The sequence below is a fragment of the Paenibacillus sp. FSL M7-1455 genome (genome assembly GCF_038004655.1).
Lineage (GTDB): Bacteria > Bacillota > Bacilli > Paenibacillales > Paenibacillaceae > Paenibacillus_AQ > Paenibacillus_AQ cookii.
In genome coordinates this window covers 1,596,257-1,610,147 of sequence record NZ_JBBORO010000001.1, presented here as the reverse complement: position 1 = coordinate 1,610,147, position 13,891 = coordinate 1,596,257, and the positions used below count along the sequence as shown (strand labels likewise).

Genomic DNA, 13,891 nt, shown 5'->3' with positions numbered 1-13,891 from the left:
AGAAGCGCGGCCGTTTTTCCATGTGTCCTTTTATTATTTGCCCGTTCCAACCATAATCATGATGACGGCAAGCACGATGATGCAGGCGACATAAATTCCGCTGAGGCGCCCCCACTTTTTCCCCGTGTGCTTGAAATAATTCGGATCGCTTTCTTTATTGCTCTTCGATTGCCCGATCATCATGGTTGCGACAAAACCGGCCGCCATCACGAGCACGGCCATCACCAATAACCAGAACATCTTTCCCCTCCTACCATGGGTCCTACCTGAACATGTCTCATTATAATCAAACGGCCGGGTCCTGACACCATCCATTGACCCGCCCGTTTGAACCATCCAGTTTACTCCCACAATCCGAGCTCCTCGTAAATTTTCCGCGAAACGACGCCGTCCTGCCTCCATTGACGTTCGCGCTGGAATCTTTTGACGGCGGCGGTGGTCCCGGGGCCGAACCTTCCGTCGCATGCGCCATGAAAGTATCCCGCGCTTTTCAGGCGGGATTGGATGAGCTGCACGTCCCCGCCGACGTCGCCTTCGGCGAGGTCTCTCGGATTTTGTTGCGGTTCGCCCAAGACATGGCCGTGAATCGTGACTTTCGTCCCGATCGGAATCATGTCGTACAAACGAATCACGTCGGCGTTGTTCATGCGGACGCAGCCGTGGCTTGCGTGCTGGCCGATGGAATAGGCTTTATTGGTGCCGTGAATGCCGTAAATGCCCCAAGGAACGTTTAATCCAAGCCATCTGGGGCCGAAAGCCGGTCCCCAGTTTGTTCCTTTGTAAACCACTTTGTATTCTCCGATCGGGGTTGGGGTGGAGGGGTTTCCAACCGCGACGGCATATTTCTTGACGATCAGGCCCTTTCTCTTGACGATAAGCCGATGTTTGTCGGGATAAACCTCGATGGCGAATTCCCCTTCATCCGCAACGATCGGCAACGACGGTTCGGCAAAAGCGGACTCGGTTTGAACGCCCCCTATCCAGCAAACCGCCAACCCTAACTTCAAGATTCGAACAGCTAATCTATGGATCTTTGGCCGCAACATGGTCACCACTTTTATAGTATCATCTTGTCTTAAGTGTGCGACCGATCCGGCTTTTTATGCAGCGATCCCCGGCGGCGCGTCCTCTCCTCAAAACGCAAAAAGCTCCCCTTGATTTTCAAGGGAAGCTTCCGCAAATAGATGCTCTATGACATTTTCACCAGGCTGTAGTTTTTCTTGCCTTTCCGGATGATGATAAACCGGCCGCCGATCGCGTGATCCGCCGTCACTTCCAGCGTCAAGTCCGTCACCCGCTCGCCGTTCATCGAAATGGCGCCGTTGTTGATATCCTCGCGCGCCTGACGTTTGGACGGCTCGATGCCCAGATCGACCAGCCAGTCGACGATGTTTTTCGATTCCTTCGCCGCTTCGAACGTCGGCATTTCTTTGAAGCCCTGCTCGATTTCATCGGCGGTCAGCGATTTGATGTCGCCGCTGAACAAAGCGGCCGTAATGCGCTTGGCCTGCTCCAGCAGCTCCTCGCCGTGAACGAACCGGGTCATCTCTTCGGCCAGCGTTTTTTGGGCTTCGCGTTTATGCGGCTCGGTTTCGACCTTGCGCGCGAGCTCCTCGATTTCTTCTTTGGACAGGAACGTAAAGTATTTCAAATATTTCACGACGTCGCGGTCGTCGGTGTTCGCCCAGAACTGGTAGAACTCGAACGGCGTCGTTTTGTTCGGATCCAGCCAGATTGCGCCGCCCGCCGTTTTGCCGAATTTCGTGCCGTCGGCTTTGAGCATCAGCGGAATCGTCAAGCCGAACGCTTTCGCTTCGGGCCCTTCCTTTTTGCGGATGAGGTCCAGCCCGCTCGTGATGTTGCCCCATTGGTCGGAGCCGCCGATTTGCAGCTGCACGTCCTCATGCCGGTACAGATGGAGGAAATCGAGCGACTGCAGGATTTGGTACGAAAATTCGGTAAAGGAAATGCCGCTTTCAAGCCGGCTGGCCACGACATCCTTCGCAAGCATCGCGTTGATGCTGAAGTTTTTGCCGTAATCGCGCAAAAATTCGATGACGTTGATTTGATGCGTCCAGTCGTAGTTGTTGACGAACCGGATTTGATTGTCGCCTTCGGTCATGAACAATTTTTTCAGCTGCGCGGTCAGCGCGTCCACGTTGGCCTGCACTTGTTCCAGCGATTGCAGCGAACGCTCCGTTTGACGCCCGCTCGGATCGCCGATCGTGCCGGTGGCCCCGCCGATCAAAATCACCGGGCGATGGCCGGCAAGCTGGAACCGCTTCAGCACCATAAACGGGATCAAGTGGCCGATATGCATGCTGTCGCCGGTCGGGTCCACCCCGCAGTACAACGAGACCGATTTTTGGCTCGTCAATTCCCGGAGGCCTTCGGCGTCCGTCTGCTGATTGATGGCATCGCGCCATTCAAGCTCGTCGATAATATTCACTGCAAAAACACTCCCTTAATGTCAAAAATGCCCTTATACCGCATCGTGATGGCGTTGAAAAAGCAAAAATCGCCCCTTGTCTATTCAGACATAGGGACGATCGAATAACCGTGTTACCACCCACATTGCACCAATGGCCGTTCGCGCACGCCGCGCGCCGTTGATGCCGCTCTATCCGCGAAATATCGTTCGCGGCTCCGCCCGGCATTACCCGGGATGCTCCAGAGTGTAATTCGCAGGCGTTTGGTGTGTGCCGGGTTCCACCACCCCCGGCTTTCTGGAACAGGGACCAAGCTTGCTACTGGGCTCTTTCAACGCATATCGCATATAAGATTACAGTCAGTATAGTGAAATCGCATGTTGATGTCAACCATGCCCTTAGCTTGGCCAGGCGGCGCCCTATTTATAATACCTGCTCCGAAACCGGCTCGGGGATTCCCCCGTCCAGCGCTTAAACTGCCGGCTGAAATGCGCGATATTGTGATAGCCGAGCCTTGAAGAAATGGCCTCGATGGACAACTCCGGGTCCATCAAAAGCAGCTTGGACTTCTTCAGCATCAAGGCCGACATGTACTGCCGCGGCGAAAGGCCGTACGCCTGCGTAAAAATCCGGTTTATCGCCGACGTGCTGTAGCCGACCTTGGCAGCGATCGACGCAATGCCCGCCATATGAACGGGCCCGCCGTCGTCAAGCGTCCGCTCGACCTCCCGTTCGAGCAAAGCCGCGATATACGAGGCCGTCAGGGCGTGTCGGGTGTGGGCTGCGCCGCTCTCCTGCTCCGAAAGGGTTCCGCTAATGCCCGCAAACAGCTCGAACAAAGCGGACAGGATCCTCATCCGCGAGTCCACGCGAGCCGCCGTTTCATCCGAGGTTAACGCCAGCAGCCGGTCCAGGGCGGGGCGAATCGCGGCCGCGAGCGGACTGCCCGCTTCGTGAAAGCAGGTGCGGTTTTGGCATAACAGCTCGCGAAAGGCCCGTTCGTCCACGTCGAAGTGAAGGCAATAATACGTCATTTCCCCGCCGCCGACGACCCGGCTTTCATGCCGGTCCCCGGGGTTGAGCAGCATGAGGTCGCCCGGCTGCTGCGTGTATTGCCTTCCGTTTACGCTCATTTCCTGGGTCCCCGAAAGAACAAGGTTTACTTCGAACAGCGGATGCCGGTGGAGCGGGTAACTCCATTCGCCGGTGACCGTCCGCCAGTGGGCGGCAAACACGCGGAAGGTCGAATCGATATCCGGAAGCATATATTCCTTGCGCATCAGATGGGGGGCGAATTCCATCGCGATCAGCTCCTTGGGATTGAGGTTGACAGTTGTTTCGAAATGATTGGGCGAAATGGGTAAATATCGGCCAGCAATGGATATGTGAACGTCCCGATATCATTGATAAGATGTAGATATTATAGCATAAATTGAAGCCCGTTCCCGAAGTACAGGAATGGGTAATGACTTCGAAAGAGGAGTGTTACGATGGCCATCATCCAAAATCCGATCCTTACCGGTTTTAATCCCGATCCTTGCATTTGCCGGGCAGGCGAAGACTATTACATTGCCGTATCCACCTTCGAATGGTTCCCGGGCGTCGGGATTTACCATTCGAAAGACTTGAAGCATTGGCGCCTGGTTTCCAGACCGCTTAACCGGCTCAGCCAGCTTAACATGACGGGCAATCCGGATTCGGGCGGCATTTGGGCCCCCCAATTGTCTTATGCAGACGAACGTTTTTGGCTCATTTACACCGACGTCAAGGTGACGGAGGGGCAGTGGAAAGATTGCCATAACTACCTCGTCACGTGCGAGACGATCGACGGGGAATGGTCCGATCCGGTCCATTTGAACAGCTCGGGGTTCGACCCGTCGCTGTTCCATGACGAAGACGGAAAAAAATACCTCGTCAACATGATGTGGGACCAGCGCGTCGGCCATCATCCTTTCTACGGCATCGTGCTGCAGGAATACGACGCCGGGCGGCAAACGCTCGTCGGCAAACGGGAAGTCATTTTCAAAGGCACCGACATCAAACTGACGGAAGCGCCCCATCTTTATAAAATCAACGGGTACTACTACCTGCTGACGGCCGAAGGCGGCACCCGTTACGACCATCAGGCGACGATCGCCCGATCCAAACATCTCCGCGGGCCGTACGAAGTGCATCCGGACAATCCGCTCATCTCTTCATGGTCCACGCCGCGGAATCCGCTGCAAAAAGCCGGACATGCCTCGATCGTGCAGACTCATACCGATGAATGGTTCCTCGTCCATCTGACGGGCAGGCCGCTGCCGCGGGAAGGCCAACCGCTCCTGGATCCGCGCGGGTATTGCCCGCTTGGCAGGGAGACGGCGATCCAGCGTTTGGAATGGCGGAACGACTGGCCTTACGTCGTTGGCGGCAACTCCCCCGCCCTGGAGATCGAAGGACCGGACATGCCGGAAATGCCTTGGGAGCCGGATGTTCCCGAAAAAGACGACTTCGACGGCAGCGTGCTGAACCTGCATTTTCAAAATCTGCGCATTCCGTTAGGACCGGAGACGTTATCGCTGACCGACCGGCCCGGACATCTTCGCCTGTACGGCCGGGAATCGCTGACGTCCAAGTTCACCCAGGCCTACGTGGCGCGGCGCTGGCAGCACTTCCGGTTTACGGCGGAGACCAAGGTGGCCTTCAGGCCGGACACCTTCCAGCAATCCGCGGGGCTCGTCAATTACTACAATACGCAAAACTGGACGTCCTGCCAGATCACGTGGAACGAGGAGAAAGGCCGCATTTTGGAGCTCGTCACCTGCGACAACTTCGTCTTCGACCAGCCTCTGAAAGGCCGGGAAATTGCGATTCCGGACGAGGCGGAATACGTGTACTTGCGCGTCGACGTCGATTATGACGTTTATCGTTACTCCTATTCGTTCGACGGCAAGGATTGGACGACGCTTCCGGTGACGCTCGATTCCTCCAAGCTGTCGGACGACTACATCCAAGGCGGCGGATTTTTCACGGGAGCGTTCGTCGGCATGCAGTGCCAGGATACGTCCGGACGCCGCCAACACGCGGACTTTGATTATTTCAGCTATATCGCGCGGTAAGAAGCGCCAAACGAGTTTATCGAAGACGGTCTGCCTTACGGCAGATCGTTTTTTGCTTGGCAGAACCTCGATTCCCCTTGATCGCCGGTCCTCCGTAATATAAAACAATCCCTTCCAAGTCGTATTGGAAGGGATTGTTTTATCGCTGCTTGGCCTTTGGCAGCATAAAAGCTTGCCCGAAGACCGGGATCCCGGTCTTCGGGCAAGCTCTGCGTTTTTTTAGCCTTTTACCGAGCCGGCAGCGATTCCTTCCACGATCCGGTCGCTCAGGAACAGGAACATGACGAGGATCGGCAAAATGCTGATCATCAGCGTCGCCCCGATCGAACCCCAATCGGTCGTGTACTGGCCGATAAAGTTCTGCACCCCGACCGTCAGCGTCTTGTACGAATCCGAGCTGATGAACGTGTTGACGAAAATGAATTCGTTCCAGTTATAAATCATGTTGATGATGCCCGTCGTGGCAATGACCGAGCTGGTCATCGGCAGCACGATCCGGAAAAACAAGCGGTTGACGGAGCAGCCGTCCATCACTCCCGCCTCCTCCACTTCCCGAGGCAGCGCGTAATAAAAACCGAGCATGATCATGATCGTGATCGGCATGTTAAACGCCACGTAGGACAAAATCAGCGACAGCGGATTGTCGTTCAGCCCGGCTTTGTTGAACATGCTGAACAACGGAATCAGCGTGGAATGGACGGGAATCATCATCGCCACCATAAACAGGCCGAGCACAAGCGAGCTTCCCTTCCATTTCATCCGCGTCATGGCGAACGTCGCGAGGCTTCCCAGCATAATCGTCAGGGCCGACGCGGCGATCGTGATCCATACGCTGTTCAGAAAATAAACGCTGATATTGCCCGCGCTCCATACCTTTTCGTAGTTTTCCCAGCGGAAATGGGTCGGGAGCGAAAGCGGCGGGAGGTTGAACACTTCCTGATTGTTTTTCAAAGAGAAAAAGAACAGCCAGACGAGCGGCAGCAGCTGCAGGGCGGCAACGGCCGTCAATACGATGTACAAGACGCCGTAACCGATTTTTTTGCCCGTCTTGGACTTCGGCGACATCTGCCGGGCAGGCGGCAACAAAGCTTCGGACGTCATAAAGCGGCCCTCCTTAGGAATATTGAATCGTATCTTTCGTGGCGGTCAGCTTGCGGATGATCCAGGTCACGACGAGACAGATGACCAGCAGGAAAAAGCCGATCGCGCTGCCGTAGCCGAAATCATAAGCACGGAACGCCGTATGATACATGTAGGACGCCATCACTTCGCTCGAGCCGTTGGGTCCGCCGTCGGTCATGACGTAGATCAAATCGAAATACTTCAAGGAACCGACCGCAGCCAGCACGATCGTCACCTTGATCACTTCCATGGCCAGGGGCAGCTTGATTTTCCAGGCGATCTGCCAGGAGTTCGCCCCGTCAATTTTTGCCGCCTCCTCCAGCGAGGATGGGATGTTTTTGAGGGCGGCGTAATAGATCAAAATATAGAAACCCGCATACTGCCACAAAATCGGAACGAACAGGGCAAACAGCACCAGCTTCGGCTCCGACAGCCATGCAGGGGGATTGGCAAAACCAAGCGACTCCAGCACGCTGTTGACGATGCCGTTCGACGGATGGTAAATCCGCAGCCACAGCTGCGCAATGGCCACCGAAGACAGCAGCATCGGGATCAAATATATTTTCCGGAACAGGTTGGCGCCTTTGATCCGGGCGGCCAGCACCATCGCGATCGCCAGGTAAACAAGCAGGCTCGCGCACGAAAAAACGGCAAGCAGCAGGGAATGCCAGGCGCTGTTCCAGAAGGTGCGGTCCCCAAGCAGCTCCGCGTAATTGTCCAGCCCGACGAACTTCATGCGGCCGATGCCGTTCCACTCGTTCAGCCCGTAATAAGCGGTCAAAACGATCGGAATATAAACTATGGCCAATATCAGCAGCAGCGCGGGCAGCACGTACAGCGCAATCATTTTTTTGTTGGACATGACCTTGTCCATCGCTTCCGTCTCCTTTCTGGATGAGGATGCCGGGAAAAACTGATCCGGCCTGACGGCCGGATTCAGTGCGTGTTTGCTTCTCCCGTACCCTTCTTCTCGTTAGTTGCCCTTCGCAATCGCCTTGTCATGTTCTTCCGAAAATTGCTCAGGGGAGACGGCTTTGCCGAACAGCGCCTGAATGTTGTTCAGATGCGTCTCGGCCGCGTTGGCCGGCATTTGTACGTCCGCAAACAGGGTAATGCTGCTCGCTTTATTCATTTCGTTGAACAGATCGATGTACAATTGAGGCAAATCAAGGGAAGACGTATCCACTTTGGTCGCCGGAATGACGCCCGCCCCGGTGACCGATTGCTCGCCCCATTTGGTCACGAAATACTCCACAAAAGCTTTGGCTTCTTCTTTCACTTCGGAATTTTGGGATACGAACAGGCCTACGCCCGGGCCGCCCACCCAGCTGTCGATATTGCCTTTGCCGCCTTCCACCGTCGGGAATTTGAAAAAGCCGACGTTGTCGCGGAATTCCTTCGGAATCTCTTCATTGGTCGTATAGTTCGGCAGTTCCCACGTGCCCATCAGGTACATGGCCGCTTTGCCGTTCAAAAACTCGGATTTGCCTTCCTCGTTGGACAATCCGTTAAAGCCCTTGATAAACGCATTGCTGTCTACCAGCGACTGCACTTCCTTGGCCGCCTGCACGAGACCCGGGTCCTTGAACGAACCGGAGCCGGCGATCGCGTCCGCAAGCGCTTTTTGCCCGGCAATGCGGTCGGCGAGGTACATGTACCAAAGCGATCCGGTCCAGCGGTCCTTGTTGCCGAGCGCGATCGGCGCGACGCCGTTGTCGGAAAGCGTTTTCGATACCGCCTTAAATTGCTCGTAGGTTTGCGGAACTTCGAGATTGTATTTCTTGAAAATCGCTTTGTTGTAATAGATCGGCGCAATGTTGAATTCAAGCGGAAGCGCATACGTTTTGCCGTCGATCGCGTAAGCTTCGGTCGTGCCGGCCACGAACTTGTCCTTCAGCTCGCCGCTCAGCAGGTCATCGACCGGCGCAAACAGGTTGCCTTCGACGTAAGGCTTCAGGAATCCGGCCGCCCAGGTTACGCCGACGTCCGGCAGTTCGTTGGAAGCGGACAACACTTTCAGTTTGTTTTTGTACTGCTCGTTGTCGAGCACTTCCTGCTTGATCGTGACGTTCGGGTGCTCTTTTTGATAGTCGTTTATGATCTGGTTGACGATTTTGTTCTGCCCGGCGGATACGCCTTCAGGCCATAAATGCATAAACTTGATCGTTACTTTTTCGCCGGCCTTGTCGCCGCCTGCGGAGGAGGATGCATTCGAACCTTCGTCCTTTTGGCCGCAGCCGGCCGCAAACAACGCGACGCACAGCGTCAATAGCAAAACGCCCCATTTTTTACCGAACATCTTTCACAGCCCCTTTTTTCGTTATCTGTAGACGGGTTGCAACCGCTTACCTAAAGTGTATCAGCGCACCGCCCGGGCCGTAAGGTCAGAGAGATTGGGACTCATACCACTTTTATTGGATCTTCGCATCCTCGTCCAGCCACTGCTGCCTGTACTGCCCCGGACTTATCCCTTCCAGGGAACGGAACACCTTCACGAAATATTTGGGCGTCTGGTAACCGGCCTGCTCCGCGATTTCGGCGATGGACAGCCTTGTGCCGGTCAGCAGTTCCTTCGCCCGCTGTACTCTCCGCCTGGTGACGTAATCGCTGAACGTAAGCCCCGTCTGCTCCTTGAAATGAACGCTGAAATAGCTCGCATTCATATGCAGATGTTCGGCGGTTTCGCGCAGCGAGACCGATTCCCCCAGATGCTCGTCGATGTACTGGAGCGCCTTTTGGACCTGGGGGCTGTAGACCTTTTCATCCTGAACCGTTTCGAGCAGCTTGGGGTCCACCAGCTTCCGCATCCGTTCGATCCGGCCGTTCCACTGCTCCCGCTGCAGCGCCGTTTCCACCGCCTGGACGAGCTTGGTTTTGTCCAGCGGCTTCAGCAAATAATCGACGACCCCGAATTTCAGCGCGGTGCGCGCGTATTCGAAATCGGAATGGCCCGAAATGATAATGACGACCGGAGGATGAGGCATGCCGGCGATCCGCTCCACGAGTTCAAGCCCGTTGATTTCCGGCATGCGGATATCGGTCACGAGCAGGCTCGCGTCATGGTTCTCCAGCCATGTCAGCGCTTCCCCGCCGCTTGAGGCGATTTCGATCCGGTAACGTCCCGAGGACCACATCTCCAACGTTTTGCGGATGCCTTCCCTCGTCCGCGGTTCGTCGTCCACGACAAGAATATTTTTCATTGGGATCTCCCCTTTCCGTCATCAGGTATTTCCAAAGAAACCGTCGTGCCTTTCCCTTCCTCGCTGCGAATCGAAAGCCCTTCCGCTTTGTCCATGTAATACAGCCGAAGCCGCCGCTCCACGTTGACGATGCCGACGCCCTTCCCTTTGGAGGAGCTCATGTAACCTTCCCGCATCGCTTCGTGGATCGAGGATATTTTGTCGGCGGACATTCCCGGGCCGTCGTCCGTCACCGTAATGCGCGTATATCCCTCGCGTTCGGAAGGCCGTACCTCCAGCACGACCATGCCCGGACCGGTACGCTGCTCGACGCCGTGCAAAATGGCGTTTTCGACGAGCGGCTGGATGAGCAGCTTCGGCAGCGGAACCATGCGGCAAGCTTCATCGGCGTCGATCCGCCAGGCAAGACGGTCCAGCATGCGCATTTTCATGATCGTCAAATACCTGGCCGCATGATCCAGTTCGTCCCCGATCGTTACCCACTCTTCGTCGTCGGACCGGTTAATGACGTACCGGAACAGGCCGGACATGGCCACGACGATTTGCGCCAGCTCTTCCTCCCCCTGATCCTCCAACGCCCAATAGAACGCTTCCAACGTGTTGAACAGAAAATGGGGGTTGATTTGCGCCTGCAGCGCTTTCAATTCCGTCCGGCTCTGGATGATCTCCTTCTGGTATACGACCTCGATCAGCTCGTTGAGCGAATCCACCATCTGGTTGTACGTGTTGTTCAGCTCCTGGAGTTCCATCGTGGAGGACTCGATCGTATTGCGCTTCAAATTGCCGAACCTGGAGCCGCGCATCGCTTTGATCAGGTTCAAGATCGGCCGGGTGATCATCGTGGACAGCATGAAGCTCAAGACCAGGAAAAGCAGCGCCCCGGCGAGGCCGGACACGATAATGACCGTCCGCAGCACCGAAATGCCCTCGGTCGTATAATTCACCGGCGTCAAAATGACAAGATCCCAGCCGGTTTTTTTGGACTGGCGTTCGACGGCGATGTACGCTTCGCCGCCCAGCCCGATCGTCTCCCCGTCGCGGTGAAGCACCTGCCGGGAAAGGATCGCCGGACCGAAGCTGGAAAATATTTTTCTGCCCGCTTCATCGAACAACCCCATCGTCTCCTGCGTTTCGGTCGCGGAATGGATGTCGGAGAGCGCAAAATAGCTTTTGTCGATCCGGACGAGCACGTAACCGCCGTGGGCAAAAGATTCGTCCATCAGCCTGACCTGCCGGATCGCGACGACCGTGTCCGGATCGAGCGGATCCAGGCCGAGCCAGACCAGCTTGCCCCCGTTTTGGTCCACCCTTTGGATCCAGGCGGCGGACACGCGGTCGGTAAGCTCGAGGTCGTACAGGGGCACCAGGCTCCGGTAATCGGTCGTATACAGCTCCAGCGAACGGATTCCGGTCGTGTAAGCTTCGTATTTTCGCACCTCTTGTTGCAGCGACTGGCGCATGGCGAAGCTGACCCGCTCCCCCCGCACCTCCCGGCCCAGCAGCGATTGAATCGTCGCATCCGTCGCCACCTGCGTCGACAGCATGTCGATCTGCTGCAGCAGCGCGTCCAGCTGTCCGGCAGCCTGCACCGCCGTCTGCTGAATATGCTTCTGGGCGTTGTTGCGGAGCAGCACCGACACCCGGTCGAACATAAAAAAACCGACAAGCGCCAAAATGATACACATGACCAGCATGAATCCAAGAAAGATTTGGTTGCGCAGCGTGTTCCTTTTTCCCAAATGTATCAACAACTCACTTCTCCCCCTTGAAGCTCCCCATGTCTGCCTGCATTGTACACCAAAAACGCGCCGGCTGACGAGAGCGTCGCGCCTTCCGCATGGCACGGCATCCGGGAGCAACGGAAAAAGCGCCCTTCTTCAGAGCGCTTCGGCCAACCTTTTTTTCCATTCTATCGGGCTTTTTCCTCTTTCCGCCGGGCTTCAGACCCGTTCTTTCGTTCGAACTCCCGGAAATTTATTTTCCCGCAAGCCGGGCCACGCGGTCATAGGCCGGTTTCGGCCGGTGCCGCTCGTCGAACAGGAACGGCCAGTTTTTACGGCCGCGCACCGGAAAATCGTCCAGCCACGTATAATCGTCCGCGGCTCCCCAGAACGTGACGGCGCTGACCGTCCCGCGGTATTCCTTCAGCAGCCGGAACACCGCTTCGTACACCTCGGCCTGCCGTTCCAGCATGCCGGGCTCGGGCTCCGCCAGATCCGTCCGCCGGTCGTCAAACCGGAAAACCGACACGTCCAGCTCCGTCAGCTGAAGCTCCAGCCCCAGGGAGGCGTATTTTTCGATTGCCGCGCGGATATCGTCAAGCGACGGATCGAAAATGTTCCAGTGCGCCTGCAGGCCGATGCCGTGGATCGGAACGCCCTGTTCGAGCAGCGACTTGACCAAGGCGTAGATTTTGTCGCGTTTATGCGGATGGGATTCATTATAGTCGTTGTAGAACAACCGGGCGTTTGGATCTGCTTCATGCGCGAATTCAAACGCTTTGGAGATAAAGCCTGGACCTGCGATATCCAGCCATTTCGACGGCCGGAGCAGTTCGCCGCCCTCGTCGGCGACCGCTTCATTGACGACGTCCCAGGCATAAATCTCGCCTTTGTACCGTCCGACAACGGTTTCGATATGGGAGCGAAGCCGCTCCAGCAGAACCTCCTTGCCGGCGGGGCGTCCGTCCCCGTCCTGAAACAGCCAGTCTCCGGTTTGGTTATGCCACACCAGCGTATGTCCCCGCACAGCCATGCCGTGCCGGCGCGCAAAATCGACGATGGCATCGGACTCGTCAAACGCGTAGACGTCCTCCGCCGGATGAATATTCTCGAACTTCATCTCGTTTTCCGCCGTCACGCTGTTAAAATGCCGCTTCAAAAGTTCCTCTTGCGTTTGAATTGTCCCGGAGCTGACCGCCGCCCCGATCTTGAAATCGTCCGCAAACACGTCTTTTAACGCTGCCTCGGCCGTCTTTGATTGATTCATGAACCTCTCCCCCTTCTGCTTTCCGTAAAACGATGGATTCGGATCTTCGGGAAGCACCGTCCTCCCGGGCTAAGGTACACCTTTCGCATACCGCTTATTCTTTTACGCTTCCCACGTTCAGGCCGACGACAAAATATTTTTGCATAAACGGATAGACGAGCAAGATCGGCACGGAAGCCACGATCGTAACCGCTGCCCGGATCGACAACGGGGTTACCATCGAAACGGCCGCATCCTGCGTCATGCCGGCCCCGTTGGCCACGGCCGGGTTGCTGTTGGCGTTCATGCTGGATGACAGCAGCTTCATCAGCTCGTATTGCAGCGTGCTGAGCTCCTGCCGCGACGAGGTGAACAGGAAGGCGTCAAACCAGGAGTTCCACGCCCCTACGGCGACAAACAGCGCGATGGTGGCGAGCACGGGTTTGCACAGCGGAAAAATGATCCGCCAAAAAATTTTGAACTCCCCCGCTCCGTCGATTTTTGCCGACTCCACCAGGCTTTCGGGGATCGTGCCGATATACGTGCGGATCACGATCATATTAAACGCGCTGATCATCGACGGAAGGACGTAGACCCAAAACGTATTGATCAGATGCAAATCTTTCATCAGGAAGTATCCCGGAATCAAACCGGCGTTAAAATACATCGTCAGCACGAATATAAGCGTGATCGGCTTGCGGAATACGTACTCCCGCCGGCTGAGCGTGTAGGCGAGCATCGTCGTCAAAAAGATGTTCAGCACGGTGGAAAGCACCGTCCTCGCCACGGAAATCAGGAAAGCGTCGTAGATCGTTCCCGACGCAAACACGGCCTTGTAGTTTTGCAGCGTAAACTGCCGCGGCCACAAGTAAAGTCCGCCCCGAATCGTATCGTTGCCGGCATTAAACGACACGACGATCGTGTTCAGGAAGGGATACAGCGTGACCACGACCAGCAAGATCATGAACACTGTGTTGAACGTATGAAAAAGAGTCGGCTCGATCCGGCTTTTCCCGCTCCGTTTATACGTCGCAGCAGCCGGCACCGGCCCCGGGGTGATGGTTTGGTTTCCCAT

The 13,891-nt window shown here is 56.0% G+C and carries 12 protein-coding genes; 1 reads left to right on the top strand and 11 read right to left on the bottom strand.

Annotated features, from left to right (window positions below; genetic code table 11):
- Nucleotides 1-33: 33 nt before the first annotated feature.
- The 4 genes from NYE48_RS07470 to NYE48_RS07455 form a co-directional block, all read right to left on the bottom strand.
- Nucleotides 34-240 (bottom strand): hypothetical protein, encoded by a 207-nt coding sequence (locus NYE48_RS07470; RefSeq protein WP_036707974.1) that lies wholly within the window; start codon nucleotides 238-240, stop codon nucleotides 34-36.
- Nucleotides 241-341: 101 nt separating this feature from the next.
- On the bottom strand, nucleotides 342-1,046 hold the full coding sequence (locus NYE48_RS07465; RefSeq protein ID WP_445323950.1) for a L,D-transpeptidase family protein: 705 nt from the start codon (nucleotides 1,044-1,046) through the stop codon (nucleotides 342-344).
- A gap of 143 nt (nucleotides 1,047-1,189) precedes the next feature.
- Nucleotides 1,190-2,449 (bottom strand): tyrosine--tRNA ligase, encoded by a 1,260-nt coding sequence (gene tyrS, locus NYE48_RS07460; RefSeq protein WP_340997809.1) that lies wholly within the window; start codon nucleotides 2,447-2,449, stop codon nucleotides 1,190-1,192.
- A 399-nt stretch (nucleotides 2,450-2,848) separates the two neighbouring features.
- Nucleotides 2,849-3,730, bottom strand: a complete 882-nt coding sequence (locus NYE48_RS07455) for an AraC family transcriptional regulator (RefSeq protein ID WP_340997807.1) — start codon at nucleotides 3,728-3,730, stop codon at nucleotides 2,849-2,851.
- Between the two features lie 189 nt (nucleotides 3,731-3,919).
- Between NYE48_RS07455 and NYE48_RS07450 the strand changes: the two genes are divergently transcribed.
- Nucleotides 3,920-5,527, top strand: a complete 1,608-nt coding sequence (locus tag NYE48_RS07450; protein WP_212950348.1) for a glycoside hydrolase family 43 protein — start codon at nucleotides 3,920-3,922, stop codon at nucleotides 5,525-5,527.
- Nucleotides 5,528-5,746: 219 nt separating this feature from the next.
- Here the strand turns inward: NYE48_RS07450 and NYE48_RS07445 are convergent, their stop codons facing one another.
- From NYE48_RS07445 to NYE48_RS07415, 7 genes are all read right to left on the bottom strand, one after another.
- Nucleotides 5,747-6,592 (bottom strand): carbohydrate ABC transporter permease, encoded by an 846-nt coding sequence (locus NYE48_RS07445; protein ID WP_373316233.1) that lies wholly within the window; start codon nucleotides 6,590-6,592, stop codon nucleotides 5,747-5,749.
- A 49-nt stretch (nucleotides 6,593-6,641) separates the two neighbouring features.
- A complete protein-coding gene (locus tag NYE48_RS07440; protein ID WP_036707971.1) occupies nucleotides 6,642-7,523 on the bottom strand; it encodes a carbohydrate ABC transporter permease in 882 nt (293 codons plus the stop codon).
- 99 nt (nucleotides 7,524-7,622) lie between these two features.
- Nucleotides 7,623-8,948, bottom strand: a complete 1,326-nt coding sequence (locus NYE48_RS07435; protein WP_036707970.1) for an extracellular solute-binding protein — start codon at nucleotides 8,946-8,948, stop codon at nucleotides 7,623-7,625.
- Between the two features lie 112 nt (nucleotides 8,949-9,060).
- On the bottom strand, nucleotides 9,061-9,849 hold the full coding sequence (locus tag NYE48_RS07430; protein ID WP_340997802.1) for a response regulator: 789 nt from the start codon (nucleotides 9,847-9,849) through the stop codon (nucleotides 9,061-9,063).
- Nucleotides 9,846-11,543: a sensor histidine kinase gene (locus NYE48_RS07425; protein WP_212950415.1), complete on the bottom strand. Its 1,698-nt coding sequence runs from the start codon at nucleotides 11,541-11,543 to the stop codon at nucleotides 9,846-9,848. Before NYE48_RS07425 ends, NYE48_RS07430 begins: the two co-directional genes overlap by 4 nt.
- A 280-nt stretch (nucleotides 11,544-11,823) precedes the next feature.
- Nucleotides 11,824-12,837, bottom strand: a complete 1,014-nt coding sequence (locus NYE48_RS07420) for an endo-1,4-beta-xylanase (protein ID WP_340997800.1) — start codon at nucleotides 12,835-12,837, stop codon at nucleotides 11,824-11,826.
- A 94-nt stretch (nucleotides 12,838-12,931) separates the two neighbouring features.
- Nucleotides 12,932-13,891, bottom strand: a complete 960-nt coding sequence (locus tag NYE48_RS07415) for a carbohydrate ABC transporter permease (RefSeq protein ID WP_212950343.1) — start codon at nucleotides 13,889-13,891, stop codon at nucleotides 12,932-12,934.

Coding starts and splice junctions, on each gene's coding strand:
- NYE48_RS07445 (WP_373316233.1), bottom strand. CDS start 6,592: ATGTCGCCGAAGTCCAAGACGGGCAAAAAAATCGGTTACGGCGTCTTG.
- NYE48_RS07425 (WP_212950415.1), bottom strand. CDS start 11,543: ATGCTGGTCATGTGTATCATTTTGGCGCTTGTCGGTTTTTTTATGTTC.
- NYE48_RS07415 (WP_212950343.1), bottom strand. CDS start 13,891: ATGGGAAACCAAACCATCACCCCGGGGCCGGTGCCGGCTGCTGCGACG.
- NYE48_RS07430 (WP_340997802.1), bottom strand. CDS start 9,849: ATGAAAAATATTCTTGTCGTGGACGACGAACCGCGGACGAGGGAAGGC.
- NYE48_RS07450 (WP_212950348.1), top strand. CDS start 3,920: ATGGCCATCATCCAAAATCCGATCCTTACCGGTTTTAATCCCGATCCT.
- NYE48_RS07435 (WP_036707970.1), bottom strand. CDS start 8,948: ATGTTCGGTAAAAAATGGGGCGTTTTGCTATTGACGCTGTGCGTCGCG.
- NYE48_RS07465 (WP_445323950.1), bottom strand. CDS start 1,046: ATGTTGCGGCCAAAGATCCATAGATTAGCTGTTCGAATCTTGAAGTTA.
- NYE48_RS07470 (WP_036707974.1), bottom strand. CDS start 240: ATGTTCTGGTTATTGGTGATGGCCGTGCTCGTGATGGCGGCCGGTTTT.
- NYE48_RS07440 (WP_036707971.1), bottom strand. CDS start 7,523: ATGGACAAGGTCATGTCCAACAAAAAAATGATTGCGCTGTACGTGCTG.
- NYE48_RS07455 (WP_340997807.1), bottom strand. CDS start 3,730: ATGGAATTCGCCCCCCATCTGATGCGCAAGGAATATATGCTTCCGGAT.
- NYE48_RS07420 (WP_340997800.1), bottom strand. CDS start 12,837: ATGAATCAATCAAAGACGGCCGAGGCAGCGTTAAAAGACGTGTTTGCG.